The 18,926-nt window shown below is 54.5% G+C and carries 13 protein-coding genes and 1 tRNA gene; 3 read left to right on the top strand and 11 right to left on the bottom strand.

Features of this window, described 5'->3' with window-relative positions; all coding sequences use genetic code 11:
- Positions 1-185: 185 nt before the first annotated feature.
- The 6 genes from H9I52_RS06865 to H9I52_RS06840 all read right to left on the bottom strand — a co-directional run bounded on the left by H9I52_RS06865 (position 186) and on the right by H9I52_RS06840 (position 10,071).
- Positions 186-887 carry an L-ribulose-5-phosphate 4-epimerase gene (locus H9I52_RS06865; RefSeq protein WP_187453255.1) on the bottom strand — a complete coding sequence of 234 codons (702 nt, stop codon included), beginning with the start codon at positions 885-887 and terminating at the stop codon, positions 186-188.
- Positions 884-2,617, bottom strand: coding sequence for a ribulokinase (locus tag H9I52_RS06860; protein ID WP_187453254.1), 1,734 nt, complete (start codon positions 2,615-2,617; stop codon positions 884-886). The genes H9I52_RS06865 and H9I52_RS06860 overlap by 4 nt, the downstream gene beginning before the upstream one ends.
- Positions 2,618-2,663: 46 nt before the next feature.
- Positions 2,664-3,869, bottom strand: coding sequence for an aldose epimerase family protein (locus tag H9I52_RS06855; protein ID WP_187453253.1), 1,206 nt, complete (start codon positions 3,867-3,869; stop codon positions 2,664-2,666).
- A 245-nt stretch (positions 3,870-4,114) separates the two neighbouring features.
- Positions 4,115-5,200, bottom strand: a complete 1,086-nt coding sequence (locus H9I52_RS06850; RefSeq protein WP_187453252.1) for a family 43 glycosylhydrolase — start codon at positions 5,198-5,200, stop codon at positions 4,115-4,117.
- A gap of 116 nt (positions 5,201-5,316) precedes the next feature.
- Positions 5,317-6,849 carry a RagB/SusD family nutrient uptake outer membrane protein gene (locus tag H9I52_RS06845; protein ID WP_139516597.1) on the bottom strand — a complete coding sequence of 511 codons (1,533 nt, stop codon included), beginning with the start codon at positions 6,847-6,849 and terminating at the stop codon, positions 5,317-5,319.
- Positions 6,850-6,912: 63 nt separating this feature from the next.
- A complete protein-coding gene (locus H9I52_RS06840) occupies positions 6,913-10,071 on the bottom strand; it encodes a SusC/RagA family TonB-linked outer membrane protein (protein WP_187453251.1) in 3,159 nt (1,052 codons plus the stop codon).
- Positions 10,072-10,553: 482 nt separating this feature from the next.
- Between H9I52_RS06840 and H9I52_RS06835 the strand changes: the two genes are divergently transcribed.
- Positions 10,554-11,777 carry a hypothetical protein gene (locus H9I52_RS06835; protein WP_187453250.1) on the top strand — a complete coding sequence of 408 codons (1,224 nt, stop codon included), beginning with the start codon at positions 10,554-10,556 and terminating at the stop codon, positions 11,775-11,777.
- 28 nt (positions 11,778-11,805) lie between these two features.
- Here the strand turns inward: H9I52_RS06835 and H9I52_RS06830 are convergent, their stop codons facing one another.
- From H9I52_RS06830 to H9I52_RS06815, 4 genes are all read right to left on the bottom strand, one after another.
- Positions 11,806-12,732 (bottom strand): hypothetical protein, encoded by a 927-nt coding sequence (locus tag H9I52_RS06830; protein WP_187453249.1) that lies wholly within the window; start codon positions 12,730-12,732, stop codon positions 11,806-11,808.
- 3 nt (positions 12,733-12,735) lie between these two features.
- Positions 12,736-13,395, bottom strand: a complete 660-nt coding sequence (locus H9I52_RS06825; RefSeq protein ID WP_187453248.1) for a hypothetical protein — start codon at positions 13,393-13,395, stop codon at positions 12,736-12,738.
- Positions 13,396-13,425: 30 nt separating this feature from the next.
- On the bottom strand, positions 13,426-14,130 hold the full coding sequence (locus H9I52_RS06820; RefSeq protein WP_187453247.1) for a hypothetical protein: 705 nt from the start codon (positions 14,128-14,130) through the stop codon (positions 13,426-13,428).
- Positions 14,131-14,635: 505 nt separating this feature from the next.
- A tRNA-Lys gene (locus H9I52_RS06815) sits at positions 14,636-14,708 on the bottom strand.
- A 270-nt stretch (positions 14,709-14,978) separates the two neighbouring features.
- Between H9I52_RS06815 and H9I52_RS06810 the strand changes: the two genes are divergently transcribed.
- Entirely contained in the window at positions 14,979-15,503 is a 525-nt protein-coding gene (locus tag H9I52_RS06810; protein WP_187453246.1) for an SH3 domain-containing protein, read from the top strand.
- A 137-nt stretch (positions 15,504-15,640) separates the two neighbouring features.
- On the opposite strand, the gene H9I52_RS06805 is transcribed toward H9I52_RS06810, so the two are convergent.
- Positions 15,641-16,456, bottom strand: a complete 816-nt coding sequence (locus H9I52_RS06805) for an SDR family oxidoreductase (RefSeq protein ID WP_187453245.1) — start codon at positions 16,454-16,456, stop codon at positions 15,641-15,643.
- A 183-nt stretch (positions 16,457-16,639) separates the two neighbouring features.
- On the opposite strand from H9I52_RS06805, the gene H9I52_RS06800 reads away from it, so the two are divergent.
- Positions 16,640-18,883, top strand: a complete 2,244-nt coding sequence (locus H9I52_RS06800; protein WP_187453244.1) for a GEVED domain-containing protein — start codon at positions 16,640-16,642, stop codon at positions 18,881-18,883.
- Positions 18,884-18,926: the final 43 nt, after the last annotated feature.

Here is an 18,926-nt window from a genome sequence, read left to right as displayed (position 1 = left end):
GCGGTTGGGAAGGAAGAGATAAGAGTATTTATCAGGCGGAGCGCTGCCGAAACATCATTACTAAATCGTAACCTATTGCTAATCAATTATATAGCTTTCGTCACTTGACACAACTTTCTTCCTAAAGAAGCAGTTGAGATGCTTCGGCTGCGCCCTGCGGGACGTTCTGAAGTTTGCGGACAAGACTACTTCTGTCCGTAGTAAGAATTGGCGCCGTGCTTGCGCTCGTAGTGCTTCTGAATGAGGGCGTCTTTGAGGCGCGGCACGTCGGGGCGCAGCGTGGAGCTGAGGTACGCCATGCGGGCTACTTCTTCCAGTACGGCGCTGTTGTAGACAGCTTTTTCCACGGTTTTGCCCCAGGTGAAGGGAGCGTGGTTGCTGAGCAGCACCATCTCCACTTCCGCGGGCGAAAGGCCGCGCCGCTGAAATTCGTTGATGATTTGCCAGCCCGTCTGGTGTTCGTAATCGCCCGCAATCATATCGTCGGACATGGGCGGCGCGCACGGAATATCGGCCGTGAGGTGGTCGGCGTGCGTGGTGCCCAGAATGGGGATGTCGAGCTGCGCCTGCGCCCAGGAAGTGGCGTAGGTGGAGTGCGTATGCACGATGCCGCCGATCTCTTCCCAGTGCCGAAACAGTACCGCGTGCGTTTTGGTATCCGACGACGGCCGCTTGGTACCTTCGACCGGGTTGGCGTCAAAGTCCACGATTACAATGTCTTCGGGGCGCAGCGTGTCGTAGGGAACGCCGCTGGGTTTGATGGCAAACACGCCTTGCTCGCGGTCGACGACGCTGGCGTTGCCAAACGTAAACAGCACCAGCTCAAGCTTGGGCAACTGCATGTTGGCCTCGTAGCAGGCCTGCTTTAACTCCTGGTATTGGCTCATGCTTGGTCGTCGACTAAGGTTGTTTCGGCCACTTCGCCCTCGCCCAGCGTCACTTCTTCCACAAAGCGTCCGAAGGTTTTGTACTGCTCGTAGCGAGCTTGGTAATCGGCGACGCGCGCCGGATTGGGCTCGTAGGTTTCGGCAAAACCGCTGCCCATTTCCTTTTGAGCGGTTAGCACATCGGGGTGCACGCCGGCGGCTACGGCTGCGTAAATAGCGGCCCCCAGCGCCGGCGCCTGCTCCGATACTGCAATTTTGATGGGGCGGTTGAGCACGTCGGCCAACGTCTGCATTACAAACCGCGACTTCTTAGCCACGCCCCCGATGCCAATTACTTGTTTGATCGGAATACCTTCATTCTCAAAGCGTTCCACAATTTGCTTGGAACCGTAGCAGATGGCTTCGACCAGTGCCCGGAAGATTTGGGGGGCGTTGGTGCCCATCGTCAGGTTCATGATGGCGCCTTTCAGGCCTTGGTTGGCGTCGGGCGTCCGACGGCCATTTACCCAGTCCAGCGCCAATACTGCCGACTCAGCCGGGTCGACCTGTTCGGCAGCGTTGGCAAGCTCCACCAGAAGGTTATTGCTAATCTCTTCACGCAGAGCATGTTGCAATTCCGGCGTCAGCACTTTCGAGTTGGGCAGCATGGTACGCAGCGGCCATTCTACAATCTGTTTAAACCAAGCCAGCAAGTCGCCGAACGCCGACTGCCCCGCCTCCAGGCCCATCATGCCCGGAATTACCGAGCCGTCGACCTGCCCGCAGATGCCGTGCACGAGCCGATCTCCCACCTCGTTGCTGGGCGCCACCACGATGTCGCAGGTTGAAGTACCCATCACCTTCACCATCGAATAGGCATCGATTTCGCCGGCTACGGCGCCCGCGTGGGCATCGAAGCTGCCCACGGCCACAACCGTGTTGGTAGTAAGGCCCAGGCGCGTGGCCCACTCTTCCGACAGCGTACCCGCCGATTCGTCGGCGGTGTAAGTGTCTTGGTACAGATGACCGCGCAGATAGGTCAGCTTGGGCTCCAGATGCTGAATAAACTCTTCCATCGGCAGGCCACCCCAGCTCTCGTGCCACATGGCTTTGTGGCCGGCGGCGCACCGGCTGCGCTTGAACGTAGCTAAGTTGCTACCTGTCAGCATCAACGTGATCCAGTCGCAGTGCTCCATCCAGGAGTGAGCAGCTTGCGCCACGGCCTCGTCTTCGCGCACCACGTGCATGATCTTGGCCCAGAACCACTCCGAGGAGTAGATGCCGCCTTCAAACTTGGTGTAATCGTCGCCGCCCCAAGTGCGCGCTTTCAGGTTGATTTCGGCCGCCTCTTCGAGGGCCGTATGGTCTTTCCAAAGCACGAACATAGCGTTCGGATTCTCTTCAAAACCGGGCGTAAGAGCCAGCGCTACCCCTTGTTCGTTCACCGCGCCCGGGGTCGAGCCGGTGGTATCCACGGCGATGCCCACGATTTGCTCGGCGGGTACTTCCTGCGCCACTTTGCGCACGGTCGCCTCCAACCCTTCGATGTAGTCGAGAGGATGCTGGCGGAACTGATTGCGGGCCGGGTTGCAGTATTGCAGGGTTTTCCAGCGCGTGTAGTAGTGCACAGCCTGCGCTACCTCCTGGCCCGTGCGGGCATTCACCAGCAGGGCGCGCACCGAATCCGTGCCGTAGTCGATGCCGATCACGTAGGCTTCCGAACCGGAAACCGTTGAGTTGGGATTTTGCACAGCTAAGTGGTCTGTTATCCTTTATTTACAACTTACTCTAAATCAACTACTTGCGCACACCGAATTTGTACACGGTCGTGGAGTGCAACGTGTCGCCGGGCTTGAGGAGGGTGCTTGGGAATTTGGTTTGGTTGGGCGAATCGGGGAAGTGCTGGGTTTCCAGGCAGAAGCCCGCGTGCTTGCCGTATACCGTGCCGCCCTTGCCCGTAAGCGTGCCGTCGAGGAAGTTGCCGGTGTAGAACTGCACCCCGGGCTCGGTGGTGGTCACGTCCATCGTGCGGCCCGACGCCGGGTCGTACACGCTGGCCGCCGCGTGCATACCGCTGGCGTTGTTCAGCACCCAGTTGTGGTCGTAGCCGCCGGGCACCTGGGCGATGCGCTCGCCGATGGCGTGGGGCGTGGTAAAGTCAAAGGGCGTGCCCTTCACCGGGCGCAGCTCGCCGGTCGGGATCAGCGTGGCGTCCACGACGGTGTAGCGATCGGCCGGGATCGTTACCTCATGGCCCAAGATGTCTTTGCCCTGGCCGTGGTTGAGGTTGAAGTAGCTGTGGTTGGTCAGGTTGACGGGCGTGACTTTGTCGGTCGTGGCCGAATAGTCGATCTTCAGCTCGTCTTGGTCGGTGAGGGTGTACACGACCGTTACGTTCAGGTTGCCGGGGTACCCTTCCTCGCCGTCTTTGCTCACATACGTGAGCTTCAGCGTTTGGCCTTCAGCCGAGCTGCCAGGTTCAGCCTTCCATACCACTTTGTCGAAGCCCTTCCGGCCGCCGTGCAACGAGTTCGGCCCGTTGTTTTTGGCCAAGGTGTACGCCTTACCATCTACCGTAAACTTGCCGGCTTTGATGCGGTTGCCGTAGCGCCCGATCAAGGCCCCGAAATACGGGCCCGACTTCAGAAACGCCGGGCTTTGGTAGCCACTCACGTTGTCGAAGCCCAGCACCACATCCCCCAACTTGCCGTTTTTGTCGGGCACCAGCAGGCTCGTGACCGTGCCGCCGTAGTTGGTGATGGTGGCTTTCATGCCGTGGGCATTGGTGAGCGTAAACAGCTGCACCTCCGTGCCATCTTGGGTTTTGCCGAAAGACGAGGAAGTGGGTTTCATAGCAGAAGCGTTGGCGGAAGATTGGGTGGAATCGGCAGCGGCCGTTTGGTCGGCAGTCGTTTTGCTAGTATCCGACGATTGGTTGCAAGCGCTGGTCAGACCTACGAGCATGACACCGGCGATCAGTCCGGCAGAAGAAGTTTTTTTCATGGAGAGAGGTGGGAAAGGACGGTATGAAAGTGACTATTTCAGCCCCTGACTGGGAGGAGCCCCAAAGTGCGGTTGGTAAGTATACAGCTCAATATTAGGCACTTTCTGATTTTCTGAAGCGACCGTATCGCTGATTACGGTTGTAAAGTAAAGATTCAATCCGACTTACACAATCGATTGTTTAAACTCACAGGACAAATTCTCGTTGAAATAGGCTTTGCTCTGGATTGACAGCTTCGCGAAACTCATTCGCCTCCGGGCCGGGGCAGGGCCGTGTTGATGGCCACCGGCGTCCCGAAATTGGGAGTGCCATCGGTGTTCCAGCTAAACTTCTGCATGCGCGGGTTGCGCTTTTCCACACAGCCCTCGTTGGGGTTGGAGTTTGCGTGGTAAATGATCCAGTCTTCCTGTCCGTCTTTGGAAGTGAAAAAGCCGTTGTGGCCCGTGGCATAGGCGCGGTGGCTGGGGTCAGACGAGAAAACGGGCTTCGCCGACTTCGCCCACGACGCGGGCAGCAGCGGATCGGCTGTGCTGGAAGCCGTGAGCAGGCCCAGCGAATAGTAGTCGGTGCCGCAGAAGCTGGCCGAATACACCAAGAACGTTTTGTTGCCGTGCTTCAGGATCTCGGGGCCTTCGTTTACATACGGCGGCCCTACGGTTTCCCATGCATATTCGGGGTGCGAAAGCTCCACGCGCGGCCCGGTCAGCGTCCAGGGGTTGCTCATTTCCGAAATATAAAGGCGCTGAATGGCGTCAATTCCGTTGTGCCCCGACCAGATGAAATAGCGCTTGTTGTTCTGCTCCAGCACCGTGCCGTCGATGGCCCAAAAATCGGCCGCAGCGCTGAAAATACGGCCCTTGCTGGTCCAGGTGCCGGTAGTAGGGTCGGCGGCGGAGTTCTCCAAAACCCAGGTGCGCTGCTGCCCTAAGTCGGTGCCGTTGGGCCCCGCAGAGTAATAGATATACCACTTACCGTCAAACTGATACAGCTCCGGCGCCCACAGGCTGCCCGAAGCTACCCCGGTGGCCGGCGGCGTCCAGACGACCGTGCTGTTGGCGTTGCCTAGCTCCGACATCTTCGCCGTTTTCCAGATGCGCAACTGGGTATTGAGCGTGTGCATGTAGTAATACGAGCCGTCCTTTTGATATACCCACGGATCGGGGCCGGAAGGCAACAGCGGATTGGTGAAGGTGGCAGCTGTGCTTGGCGGCGTCACGACTGGTGGAGCCGGCGTTACAGGGGTATCGCCGCCTTTACTGCACCCCAGCAAGCCCAGCGCCAGCAGCAGCGCCAGCCAGTGCAAACGGGAAAAGCTTATTTTACAATTCATTGATATTCAATTATTTATAAACACTCAAATACAACATTCGTTCGCCCAAACAAAACAGCCGTTCCGGATTGCGGCCCGGAACGGCTGTCTCACGTTCTGCTGATCAACTGGCAGAATTAGTAGCCAGGATTCTGCTTGATGTTCGGGTCAATGTCGATATCTGATTGCGGAATGGGCAGCAATTTCGACTTGCCCAACACGAAGTTGACAAAATCAACGTCGCGGGTTTTGAGGTCGTCGATGCCGGCCTGGTTGTCCAGCAAGCCCCAACGCAGGATATCAAACCAGCGCTGGCCTTCGCCGGCCAACTCCTTGGCCCGCTCGTTGCGCATTTGCAAGCGCAGGCTGCTTTGCGTGAAGTTAGCAGCAGTCAACGGGGCCAAACCTACACGAGCCCGCACCTGGTTGACGAGCGGCACCGCCGCCGAAGTCTGCCCAAGTTCGTTGAGGGCTTCGGCTTGCAGCAGCAGCACATCGGCGTACCGAATCACGCGGAAGTTGATGCCCGACGTAAAGTTTTCGGGTGTCGTGCGGGTGCGGTCGTTTAGGTACTTGCGCCAGTATTGCTGGCTGGGGTTGTAGCCCAGCTCCGTGAAGGTTTTGCCGTAAAACTTATCCGGATTGACGCTGCTGATGATCGAAATGTCGCGGCGCGGGTCAATTAGGTGCTTTTTGGTGCTGCCGGGAGCGAAGGCCACCGTCGAGTCGGTGTAAGCATCAAGCAACCATTTGCGGGGTTGCACGTCGGAAAACGAGTAGATCGGCGGACCAAAGAAGTTCGGGCGGTCGTAGGCTTCCGAAGCCGAAGCGTTGTCCTGACCCTGACCTACATCCAGCGGCAAACCAGTGTATTGCACTTCAAACACCGATTCGCTGTTGTTTTCGTTGGTTTCGGTGAAGTTGTCCAAATAGTTGGGTACCAGCGAATACGTGTTCGAATTGATGATTTGGCCGAGCAGCGCGGAAGCTTCGCTCCACTTGCGCTGCTGCAAGTACATCTTGGCCAACAATGCCTGCGCGGCGCCTTTCGTAGCCCGGCCCTTGTCGACGCCGCTGTAAGTCAGGGGCAAATCGGGAATGGCAGCCTGCAAATCGGCAATAACCTGAGCCTCCACCTGGGCCGGTGTAGCCTGCGGAGCGCGGGTCGTTACCACCGATTCGGTAGTGATCAGGGGTACGTTGCCGAAGAACGAATCCAAATCAAAGTACATGAGCGCCCGCACAAAGCGAGTTTCGGCCAGCAGGCGCTTTTTCAGCGTTTCGTCCATGCTGATTTCCGGCACGTGCGTCAGTACCTGGTTGGTCCGGTAGATGGTGCGGTAATAGTCGTTCCAGGCGAAAGACGAAATGAAGAAGTTGTTATCGGCCTGAATGAAACGCGTGAAGATGGCCAGGTCCACGAACGGGCTCTGGCTGTACGATTCGTCGGAGCGGGCCGTGATGAATTGCCAGGAGTGCCCGTAGCAAGCGTACTGCTGAATGCCTGAGTAGCAGGAATATACCCCTTTGATGGCATCGTCCTGGGTTTTCCAGAACTGCGACGTGGAGGGGGCGTTCGGGTTCGTTTTATCCAGCAGGTCTTTCTCGCAGCTAGTGGCCACAAAGAGGCTGGCCGCTAGCAAGAAAGCTGGTAACTTATTGATTTTCATATCGTTGTCAAAAGAAGAGGGTTTGATTCGAGACTGGGAGTTATCGCAACAGCTTCGAAAAAATTAGAAGTTGACCTGAACGCCTCCGGTGAACGTGCGCACGTTGGGATACGAGCCGTCGTCGATGCCACGGCCGTAGAAGCCGGTGCCGGGTGTTTCTGGGTCAAAGCCCGAGTACTTAGTGAAGGTCAGCACGTTACGACCCGTTACGTACACCCGCACGCTGCCGAGGCTAGGCACTTTGCTGGTCAGCGTTTTGGGGAACGTGTAGCCAATCTGGATGTTCTTTAGGCGCAGGTAGTCGCCGTCTTGCAGCCAGCGCGTGGTGTTAAACAGCGCGTTGGAAGAAGCCGCCAGGCCCAGGTCGCCGGCTCCCCCACCCTGCAACAGGCGCGGTGTAGTCGTCGAGCGGTTTTCGGGCGTCCAGGGGTGCACGTCGCTTTCGTAGTTGTTGGGGCCGTTGTAGTATTCTAGGGCAGCCTTGGCGCGGTTGAATACCTGGTTGCCGGTTACGGCTTGCAGAAACACCGAAACGTCGAAGCCTTTATAGGCGGCGTTTAGGTTCAGGCCCATTTGCAGCTTAGGGAAGGGGCTGCCCACAAACACGCGGTCTTTGGTATCAATTACACCGTCGTCGTTGGTGTCCTTGTAGCGCACGTCGCCGGCCGAAGCATAGGGCTCGATAACTTTCCCCGACGAGCTCTTGTAGTTGTTCACCTCGTCTTTCGATTGGAAGATGCCGTCGAACGGAATCAGGAAGAACGCGCCTACTGGCTGGCCTACCTGCGTACGGGTCAGGCCGATACCGTCGGAAAACGACTGGCCTTCGGTTGGCACCTTCGTTACGCGGTTTTTGATCGTAGTCAGGGTGAAATCAGCGCCGTAGACGAAGTCGTGGCGGTTTTCGTGGTAGCCTAATGCAAACTCAAAGCCGCGGTTTTCGAGGTTACCGGCATTCTGGAATACAGCCCCGCCGAAGTTGCCCAAGTACACCGGAATTACGACCGGTGCCAGCGCTTTTCTGGTTTCAGAGATGTAGTAATCGGCTGAAACCGTCAGTCGATTTTCCAGCAAAGCCAGGTCCAGACCGGCGTCTTTGGTGTAGCGCTCTTCCCACTGAATGTCGGGGCTGCTGAGCGTAATCTGGGCCGAGCCGTTTACAATGTTTCCGGCACCATCTACGTAGTTAACGTTCTGGTTGATAATGGGTGACGTCAGGTAGTTGCCGCCGTAGGCACCGCCCAGGCCGTCGTTACCGTTCACGCCGTAGCTAGCCCGCAACTTCAAGTTGCTAACCATGGGCACGGCATCTTTGAAGAAATCTTCTTCGCTGACGCGCCATCCCAGCGAGCCGGCTCCGAAGTTGCCCCACCGGTTGGCCTTCGAAAACTTCGAGGAACCATCGCGGCGGAAGCTGCCCGAAACCAAATAGCGGTTCTTGTAATCGTAGGTGACCTGCGAGAAGTAAGACCGCTTTGAGTTTTCGATCGTCGAGCCGCCGCTGATGCCTGCGTTGGGGCCCGCATCAAGCTGGAAGTAGTACTGCGGAACACTGGTGTAGCCCTGCCGCTGCACCGTGGTGTTGTGCTGCAGGTAGCTTTGCTCGGAGTAGCCTACCAGCGCGTTTACGTGGTGGTTACCAAACGTTTTGTTGAAATTGAGGGTGTTCTCAGCCAGCATGAACACGTCGTAACCCTGAAATTCGCTCAGCGATGAGGTGTTGATGGCCGTGTTCTGGCGAATAATGCCGGCTTTCTGAGTGTCTCTGTTGTTGTACACGTGGCCGTCCATGGCCACGTTGAGGCGGTAGGTCAGGAAGTCGAAGAAGGAATAATCAACGCCGATGTTGCCGGCCAACCGGTTGTCGTTTTGCCGGCGGTTGAGCAGCGATTGCGCACCAATGGGGTTGGTTGCAAACGTGTTGAGGGTAGTGGAGCCCGTGCCAAAGCCCCCATTGTTGTTGGGGTCATACACCGGAATGCTGGGCAGCATCAGCAGCACGTCGATGAACGGAAAGCCGTTGAGCAGCGTCGTGTTGATGTGCGTTAGCTGCGCATTTTCCTGAAACTTGAAGCGACCACGGGTCAAGCCCGAATTGAGACGCAAGCTATAGCGCTCAAAATCAGGGCCTTTCACAATACCCTGCTGGTGAAAGTACTCGCCGGACACCAGGAAATTGGTCGCGTTCTTTTCCGAGGCCGTACCACCGGAGAAGGTCACGTTGTAGTCTTCCACCTTACCGGTACGGAAAAATTCTTTCTGCCAATCCGTATCTACCGAGGGGTCAAACTTTCCACCGGGGCCTTTCACGGCGCCCGCCAAGCTGTTCTGTCCGGCGTTCAGGGGATCAAGCCCAGCGTTGGCGTAGGCTTGTACTGCGCGGTCGGCCCATTCGCTGGCATTGGTCAGCTTATAGCGTTTGTACACATTGTCGACGCCCGCGTAGGCATTAAACCCAATGCTGGGTGCGCCCGACTTGCCTTTTTTGGTTGTGATCTGCACCACCCCGTTGGCGCCGCGCGAACCGTAAATAGCCGTTGAGGAGGCGTCTTTCAGTACGTTTAAGGTTTCAATGTCATTGGGGTTCAGATCGCGGATGTTGTCCGTCCATAAGCCATCGATCACGTAAAGTGGGGCGCTGCTGGCGTTGCCCAGCGTACCAATACCGCGAATAGTGATCACCGGCGAATCGCCGGGGCCGCCGGTGCCCTGCACCTGCACACCGGCTACCCGGCCTTGCAGGGCCTGGGTAGCGGTGGCCACAGGAGCTTTGGTAGCTTCCTTCACATCAAGACTGCTGACGGCGCTGGTCACGTTCTGCCGGTTTTCGGTCAGGTAACCCACCACCACTACTTCCGACAAGGCTTTGGCATCGGGAGCCAGAGAAACATTAACGGTTGTGCGACCGCTTACGGGCACTTCCTGCGCCGTGTAGCCTACGTAGGAGAAGACCAGCGTCGCATTGTCAGGGGCCGTAAGCGTGTACCGGCCGTCCACATCGGTTTGGGTACCGTTGGAAGTGCCGCGCACCACTACGTTTACGCCCGGTAGGCCGGAGCCTTTTTCATCTACTACGCGACCTGTTACGGTTACATCGGCCTGCAACAAGCCGAGCATATGGTTCGCTTTGGGCACCGGGATGCCTGCCTCCGTCAACAGGGGCAGGCAGCAGAGTAATGCTGGCAGGGTTAGCCGGCTCAATTTGGGTACTGGCTTTTTCATAAAGTATTATGGGGGAATTGTTGGGGGAATGACACACAAACGATTGTGCAAAAAAACATCACAAACGATTGTGAAATGACTCAAAAAAAAGTTGCTAGCTGTACCTCCTATGATTTTGAAAACCAACCGAAGGCAACGTAACTACTTGTTATACAAAGATTTGTGAGGGGTGGTAAAACAAACGGGAAGCGGCACGGCGCTTCGCTTTGGGCAACTACACCGTAAGAATAGCAGAAAACAAAAAAATAACAAAAGAAATTGTGAGGTTTTTAGACGCAGTAGCATAAAGCCTAGTACCGATTAGAGGACCAGGTATACTACCTTACAAAATATCGCCAACCGGACACAGTTTGGTTGTAGCTCATCAGAGCATGCGGACAAGACGGCGAAGGACCTCTTCCCGCTGGATTTCTGTGTTTTTAAAACCTGATTACGACTTTTGCAGGGCGCTTTTCGCGCTTTTCGTCTGTTGTCGTAAAAGAATGATTCAGCTTCTTATCTACTTACTGGTTACCGTAGTAGTCCGCACAAATGGCCATCATGGCTTGGACTATGTTGCGCCGGCCCCGCAGGCACTGGTTTGGCAGGAGCCCCTCACGATTACGCGCGGGGGTACGTACCGTGGCAACTACCGCAGCCTGGACAGCAATATGCCCGCGGTGCGCATCCGAACTACGCAACCCGTTACCCTCGACGGCGCCAACGTGTACGGGGCGGGTGACTTGATCGACGCTAAGTTTAAGAACAATCACCTGACCATCGTCAACACCCATTTGTGGGCTGGCCCCCAGACGCTTAACAACAAGCGCCGCGGCAAAACCCTCGACGCCAACGGGACGCGCTACCTCAAATTTGAGCACAATTACATCGAGCGCACCAGCGGTATCTACTTGGCAGACATGCAGGTAGATGACCCTTCCATTGCGAAACACCTCAGCATCAGGTACAACATCTGCCGCAACATCGATGGGCGATACCGTAACGGCGGGCGCGAATCCGCGCAGTTTGTGCAGCTCAACAGCTGTGGCGGCCTGAAGCAATCGGAGATCGCTTGGAACATGGCCGTCAACGAGCCTTTCGTATGCGACACGGAAGATTTTATTAACATATTCCAGTCCTGGGGCGCCTCCATGTCCGACGCGCTGCTCATTCACGACAACTTCTGCCTCGGCACCTATCCCAACCCACCGCTGGACCCAGTGCATAGCGGCGGCGGCATTATGCTGGGTGATGGCGGAAAAGGGCCAAACTCCAACCACAACATCAAGTGCTACAGCAACCACCTGCTGGAAACCAGCCAGTACGGCATTGCCTTGGTGCGCGGCTACAACATCTGGTGGTACGACAATCGCATCGTGGCTACGGCCCTCACTCCCGATGGGCAGCGGGTCCCGGGTTTCAACGTCGGGATGTATTGCTACAACGACAATCGCTCGCTCAACGGAAATACTTACTTCTACAATATCCGGGTATTTCGCAATGGCGTTTGCTACAACACGTATAAGTATAACCACCAGCTACAGAGCAACTTATTTGACTTCAGCAGCTATGTAAAGTCACAGATATACTTTCCGGAAACCGGGCCGGATGCCAATTATAGGCTGTACCCCGGGCTTGCCACGGCAGCTACCATCGCGGCCGAAAAAGAGGTGTGGCGACAAAAAGTACTGGCTAGCCCATATACCTTAGGACCTCTGAATGAATAGCTTATGGATAAGGCTGATACTGATCTCCTTACGCAAATACCGGCACATCGACCTGAGGCCCGCCTGTATTGACCGGGCCGGTGGGAATAATAGGATCTAGGCTTACGTCAAAGCCTCCGTTCAAAGGAGAGCCCTGGGTGATCGCGAGGGCTACCTGCAACGGAACGAAGGCGGCCGCATCCGTATCAATGCTTCTCTCTAAAGCGGCAAGGCCACCTTCAGTATACAAAGCCTTGATACAGAAGCATATAGAGGCCGCCAATATTTCCGGCTCCAGCGGCACTACCGACCCTCTGAGCCCCGCCCAGTGGTAGGTATCAGCCCTGGCCAGCTCGATGGATTCGTAAGCCCGGTCAAGCAGAGGCCCTAGGACGTCTACTCCCCTTTCCTGCCGAAATCCAGCAATACCAACCTCACTTATTGCTTTGATATACAGAAAAATAGGAATATTCAATCGACCAGCTCCGGATGCTCTTAGCGCTGCTAACTCCTGCCCTCCTTCCCGAAGCCTATCGTACGCACCCGCGTATCTGGTGTCGACTTGCGAGAGGTAGGCCAGCCGCAACAGCTCGTAGAGATACTCGTCTGGAGAAATCCCCAGCAGATAATCCTCCGAAATATCGTTAGACATGAAACTATCGGGCTGTTCGGCCAACAGATCCGAATCCAGACCGCATATGGCTGCAACCTTCCAGAACGGGTGATTTAGCTCTCGGTACGCCCGCGCTGCCTGGCTAAAAAGACTTTTGGATGCTGCTGGCGTCAGTAAGGCATTTAAAATCGCGGCCAGCAACCAATTGCTAGCCAGCCAAGGCCCAATGGCAGCATTTTGTTTATTGCTGTCCTCACTTTTATCAAATTCATCTTGCATAAAGCCTGCATAGCCCCCGTATGCATCCGCTACATTTCGCACATCCTCTGCCGGCAGCCCCAAAATGTCAGTATAGCGGCTCATACTTCACAACAATTCACGGATATTAATAAAATCATCGGGCCGGGAATAAGCCGAATTTGTAATTACAGCACTTATTGGCACCGGTTTTCTTCTGTTTTTTAATTCACGAAGTGCCGAAGGACCATCATATTCCTCTGCTTTCTCAATTTGAGCCGATGGAATCACGACTTTAGCCATAATTTCTCCTTCGTGGTGATACGGAAAATAATATTGATAAATATGTAGCTCTCGTACTTCTTCTGCAAATTGCTCGAGTGTAATAGCTGCCTTTCCTAGTGTAATAAGATAGGCATAAAACACAAACCCACTTGCAGTAAAATTATTAGTAGCAAAGCAAAGTGCCGTAATAAACGGATCAAATAAAATATTTCTTCTGTGAAATGCGTCTCGCTGAATGGCACCCGCCGTGGTTGAAATAAAGGGTGACACGTCGCCATACGATGTTCCCAAATGCGCAAGAGAATGTCCCGAAGGCAGCTTATGGTTGTAATGGTTCAGGTGATGGAATATATTACTATCAACTAAGTTGGACTTAATTTCTTCCTTAGTGATAGTAACGGCATTACGCCACCAGTTACAGACTATACCATTTGCCTCCACAATGGCCTGCGCCTCGTAGCTGCTTATATTGGCAATGCCTTTAACTACTTTTTGAAAGAACATAATTTCTTACTTTAAGCACACATACTTTATTTATTGAATTTTCGAATCTAGATCTTTAAGTATTTTACCTAGTTCATAATATCTATCCGTACCAACCTGAAGCGAGGCTTGAAAAGATTTAAGCCTGTTTACCAGTGTGTTATCGATTGAGTGATCCAAGCGATTAGCAATTAGTTTTCCCAAAGCCTGAATAGCCCAGTACTGTCCGAAAGGCTTATCTTCGACTAGAATTAAACTATTGATTAAATTAGCTAACTGCGAAAATTCAGGGCGCGCAAATAAATATGCATACGCTGTGAGTCGAATTCCCCGATCTTCATTATTTAACGCATTAGGCACGTCATAATCGTGTAGTTCAGGCGCCAAATTGGTCATTTGACGCACAATGGAAGTCATCGCTATGGTACGCTCATTGCCAGACGGCAGCCGCTCCCGCAGGTTATTATATTCTTTGGCGAGTTCTAAAAGCTTACTTGTAGCAGAAGGCATGTCCTGAAGTTTAGGCGACCTTGCTGCTTTAGGAACCGACGGTTCTGCAATTGCGAAGTCTGATTTTCGGTCGGCACTTTGGGCAACCCCTTGTACTTGCTCTACTTTGTCCTTCAGCTCTTGGAACTCTAACTTCCCTACTCCTGGCACTTCAATGCTTTTTATGATTGGTGCCAACCAAGGAACTACACTCAGGATCAATAAGCCCAGCGTAATAGCATCAATTCTGATATCGGGGCGGACCAAATGCACAACGATTAGAAATAACGCTACGACAGATATAATTATTCGCAGGATATGTATCTGTGCCATGATTATTGCCTTTTAACCCAAGGATATAATACTGTATACAGAAATTATTATTTTAATAAGATTCATGAGTAAGCAACCTTTGCCCTCTATTCACAGTCACAAAAACTAAATTTTATATCAATAATATTAAATAAAAAAGCCAATAAAGTCAATCATGACTTTATTGGCCTGAGTAGCAGCTAATGGTAGTAGCTGCAATTAATGAAGTGGTTCTATCTTCAAATATTTATTATGAGCAGAGAACATGCCATAAGTAAAAATTCATTTAAGCCCTCTTTTGCGTTTGAACTAGCTGCTAGTTTACTACTTACACTATCAAACAGCTTGTGCTTGCAATCGGAAGAGCATGTAAGCGTCAAGAAACAGTTGCATTGGCCAAAGAGCGTGATTACCGTGATCAAACAAAAAAGTCCCTCAGTGCAATACTGAGGGACTTTAGTGATTCCGCTGGGATTCGAACCCAGGACCCATACATTAAAAGTGTATTGCTCTACCAGCTGAGCTACAGAATCGTTTTCTTTGTGTTGTGGAACCGTGTTCCTTTATTGTGGGCACAAAAGTAGAGGGCTCACCCTTACACTCCAAACGTTTTGCTAAAAAAAGCACAGTTTTTTTTCCTCTTTTGGTTAATTTTTAGCCAACCGCTTCTGGCCCAAAAAGATAGCGCAGTACTTCCAAAGGCAGATTCTTTGTTTGGTGCGGGCAACTACGAGGCAGCTTACCCGCTTTATCAGCAATTCTTGCGGCAGAACCGGCAGACTTCACCGCGTATCCTTTTGCGCATGGCCTATGTGCAGGAGGGCCTGGGTCATTATCCTGCAGCCTTGTATTATTTGGGCCTAGCTCATGCCCGCCAGCCGCAGCAAAGCACGTGGCGAAAAATGGTGGAACTGGCTCAGCTTTACCGCCTTACAGGTTATCCAAACACGTGGCGCCAAGCAGTTGCGATTGCCTTTCAGCGGTATTATTATCGACTTCTACAGGCCCTTCTGATTGGGGCAGTTGTGGTGGGGATGATGCTTTTTCTCCGCCGTCAGCGCCTTTCCGGCGGCTGGTGGGTGGCGTACAGCCTATATCTGGGGGTTATCGGCTTGTATCTGAACCTGCTGGAGCCGGAGGTTGCGGGAATAGTAGCTCGACCTCGCGCTGCAATCATGGCAGGCCCCAGCGCCGGAGCTTCTTGGCTCACCACAGCGGCCGCGGGCGACCGATTGGTGGTGCTGGGTCGGCAGGATGTGTGGTATCGCGTGCAATGGCAGGGCGGCGATGCTTATATCCGGCGGCACAATTTATTGCCATTGCGTTGATAATCAGAATTTTATATAATTATCATTGATCTTCTCCCTGCTAAAGCTGTTAAAGGCTTTTAGCTGATTCAAAACAGAATCCCGTCGGAGATTCGCGTAATGACGAAACCCCGACGGGACCAAAATCTAATTGCCTTTTATCGCTGCTGGTGTACCGATAGGCCTTCTTCTTTGCGGAAGTGATTGAGAACCAACTTATCCGAGAGGCCTGGAAACCATTTATTCAACAATACCGTGACCTTGCCAAGGGTAGTAAGAACCAGATCGCGCCGGCGCTGCTGCACGGCCTTAAGAATGTGCTGAGCCACTTCCTCGCTGCTCATCATTTTGCCTTCGTCGCGCGGCGACTCGCCCTGCGCAGAACCGTCGGCAGCCAAGGCCGTTTGGCGGATATTGGATGCGGTGAATCCGGGGCAGGCCACTAGCACATGCACGCCCTGCGGCAATACTTCCGTACGCAAGGCCTCCAAAAACCCTTGCATGGCAAACTTGGAGGCCGAATAGCCAGTCCGGCCCGGTAATCCCCGATACCCGGCAATGCTGGAGATACCCACAATCGACCCTTTGCTGGCCAGCAAATGCGGCAAGGCGAACTTGGTCGTGTACACCGTGCCAAAAAAATTCGTCTGCATCAGCCGGCGAATGACGTCCAGATCAGCATCCTGAAACAAGGCGCGCATAGAGATACCAGCATTGTTGATCAGAACATCTAAGCGACCGAAAGCTTTAACTGCTTCACTGACAGCACGTTCTGAGTCTGCCTCCACTCCTACGTCAGCGCGCACGGTATGATGGGCAATGCCCAGACGGACAAGTTCCTGAGCCGTTTCGGCGAGGCGGGCTTCGTCGCGGCCCGTGACTACTATTTTGGCGCCAGCCTGCCCAAATGCTACGGCGCAAGCCCGGCCAATGCCGGAGGTGCCGCCGGTGATGAGAACTACTTTTTCTTTCATAAAAATCAGATAAACCCAAGCCAAGAGCATTGGCCAGACAAAACTAGGAGTTTTGGCGCGGCCAGAAGGCGATTTTCGTTGCGAACAGCCCTTAAAAACAGCTTCCTTGGGTACCGGGTGTTCCTCGAAGACGGTTATATTTAAGCACTGTATTCTCCTATTTTTTCAAAGGCACTGTTTCATATGACCAAACTGTTACGCTTACCGGATGGTGCCTTTCCTCTGCTGCTAGTTATTTGCGGAATCTTCTCGCTACTGCCGGCGCAGGCGCAGCAGAATTGCCCGGCCGCGGCGAGCGCCTGCACGCCCGGAGCGGCTCCTGCGGCCAATCTGCGGTTTGGGATGGGCATCACGCAAGTGCAGCTTGAGTCGATCCAGAATACGACAGCAGGCGCGCAGGACGGATACAAAGATTATTCCTGCACGGTGGGCACCACGCTCGTGCCGGGCAAGGATTATCCAATTACGATCACCACCAACGCGAGTGTGAATGAGAACGTGCGCGTGTGGCTGGACCTTAACAACGACGGAACCTTCAACGCTACCCAAGAACTGCTTTTCAGCTCAAAGGCCCAGGGGGTACACAAAGGCAGCATCCGGGTGCCTAGTACGGCGGTAGTCGGGCAGCGCCTGCGGCTGCGCATCGCCGCCGATTATGCGCTTTCGCCAGTGCCTACGCCGTGTTCTACGCCCGAATATTCTCAAACGGAAGACTATAGCATTACGCTGGCTGCCAATACTAGTGCGCCAACAGCGGATTTTACCGTTGATCAGCCCGTGTCCTGTACGGGCTGCGTACAGTTCACGGACCTGAGCCAGAACCTGCCCGCCACGTGGCAATGGAGTTTTGGCGATGGCACGAGCAGCACCGAGCAACATCCGCGGCATTGCTACGCCGCGCCGGGTACTTACACCGTCAGTCTGGCTGTTACCAACGCCGCCGGCACGAACACACTTACGCGCGCCGGCTACATTTTCTACGATACGGCTCAGCCGGTTGCGGCCAGTTGCACGCCTACCACGGCGGAGCACGGCTTCGGGATTACACGCTTCACATTTGGGCCTTTCATCAATAACACGCCTACCGGACAAGCTGGGTATGAGGACTATACCTGCAATGGCAAGATCCGGCTGACGGGCGGCTATCAATACCCCATCGCGGTTGCGACCGAAAGTGGCAGCCCACAGGACACACGGGTGTGGCTAGACGCCAACAACGACGGCATCTTCGAGCCGGTGAAAGAACTGGTGTTTGAAGCCCTTAGCAAAGCCAACCCGAGCGGCACGATCACGCTTCCTTACGTGACTGCTGCCAGCCAGCCAATGCGCCTGCGCGTGATCAGTGATTTTGCGGGCGCGGCCGCTGGCCCCTGCACCAATCCGCGGCTGGGGCAGGTAGAAGATTATACCTTGGTTATTTTGCCCGTGACGCAACTGCCTGTGGTTCAATTCGCTTCCAACCACATTCAGGGTACTTGCATCCGCGAGATCCGTTTTACGGATCAAACCACCAACTTCCCCAGTAGCTGGCGCTGGGATTTTGGCGATGGCAAAACCAGCACCGAAAAATCGCCGCTGCACACCTACGCCGCGCCCGGTCTGTATTCGGTATCGCTGACGGCCACCAACAACGTGGGCACCGTTACCCTGAGCCAGCCCGACTACGTGTACATCACACCCGAATGCCTCCAGTATTGCACCTCAACGGGAACCAGCACGTTTGCGTGGATCAGCAAAGTGAGCGTCAATAACTCCGCCGGCGCTACGGTCTTCACGAGTGCTTCGGCCTCGGAACCAACCGGTTACGGCAATTACCTGACGCGCTTCATCCGGGTGCAGCCCCAGGAAACCTACGCCATGAGCGTGGCGTTCGGCACTACTACCGCAGTTACCCAACACACCACGGCTGTGTGGCTGGACGGCAATCGCAACGGCATTTTTGAGTCGACGGAACTCCTGTACACGACTTACGAGGCCGGGCTGGAACACAAGCTGACCTTCAAAATACCCACCCAGTTGCCCGCTGGTGCCGCTACGCGCCTTCGCGTGCAGGTCAATACCAGTGCCTTGCCGCCAAATCCGTGTAGCATCAGCACGTCCAACCTGGAAACGGAAGATTACACGCTGGTGGTCGGGCAGCAAGCATTGGCTACGGCTCCCGCGCAGGCACTCGCGGCCCTGACGGTGTATCCGAACCCTACCTCGGATGGCACTTTGCACCTGCGCCTCGCTGATGGAAACCGGTCAGGGACCTACGCTGCCACGGTCGAAAACCTGCTCGGCAAGCGTCTAGCGGCGTCTGTGGTGCGCCTGACGCCGGATGCCGAAGCTACTATGCAGCTACCAGAGTTGCCACACGGCCTATATTTACTCCGGCTGCGTGACGCCAACGGCAACACAACTGTGCGTCGTTTTGCGCGGGAATAGCTTTGCTATTTCACAAGATCTTGTTAATCAGACATTTACACGC

The organism is Hymenobacter sp. BT491, assembly GCF_014349165.1.
GTDB lineage: Bacteria > Bacteroidota > Bacteroidia > Cytophagales > Hymenobacteraceae > Hymenobacter > Hymenobacter jejuensis.
This window is presented reverse-complemented; position numbering and strand designations above follow the sequence as displayed.

What these genes read in the sequence shown, in the direction of transcription:
- H9I52_RS06865 (WP_187453255.1), bottom strand. Translation starts at nt 887, where the DNA reads ATGAGCCAATACCAGGAGTTAAAGCAGGCCTGCTACGAGGCCAACATG.
- H9I52_RS06855 (WP_187453253.1), bottom strand. Translation starts at nt 3,869, where the DNA reads ATGAAAAAAACTTCTTCTGCCGGACTGATCGCCGGTGTCATGCTCGTA.
- H9I52_RS06850 (WP_187453252.1), bottom strand. Translation starts at nt 5,200, where the DNA reads ATGAATTGTAAAATAAGCTTTTCCCGTTTGCACTGGCTGGCGCTGCTG.
- H9I52_RS06845 (WP_139516597.1), bottom strand. Translation starts at nt 6,849, where the DNA reads ATGAAAATCAATAAGTTACCAGCTTTCTTGCTAGCGGCCAGCCTCTTT.
- H9I52_RS06840 (WP_187453251.1), bottom strand. Translation starts at nt 10,071, where the DNA reads ATGAAAAAGCCAGTACCCAAATTGAGCCGGCTAACCCTGCCAGCATTA.
- H9I52_RS06835 (WP_187453250.1), top strand. Translation starts at nt 10,554, where the DNA reads ATGATTCAGCTTCTTATCTACTTACTGGTTACCGTAGTAGTCCGCACA.
- H9I52_RS06830 (WP_187453249.1), bottom strand. Translation starts at nt 12,732, where the DNA reads ATGAGCCGCTATACTGACATTTTGGGGCTGCCGGCAGAGGATGTGCGA.
- H9I52_RS06825 (WP_187453248.1), bottom strand. Translation starts at nt 13,395, where the DNA reads ATGTTCTTTCAAAAAGTAGTTAAAGGCATTGCCAATATAAGCAGCTAC.
- H9I52_RS06810 (WP_187453246.1), top strand. Translation starts at nt 14,979, where the DNA reads ATGGCCTATGTGCAGGAGGGCCTGGGTCATTATCCTGCAGCCTTGTAT.
- H9I52_RS06805 (WP_187453245.1), bottom strand. Translation starts at nt 16,456, where the DNA reads ATGAAAGAAAAAGTAGTTCTCATCACCGGCGGCACCTCCGGCATTGGC.
- H9I52_RS06800 (WP_187453244.1), top strand. Translation starts at nt 16,640, where the DNA reads ATGACCAAACTGTTACGCTTACCGGATGGTGCCTTTCCTCTGCTGCTA.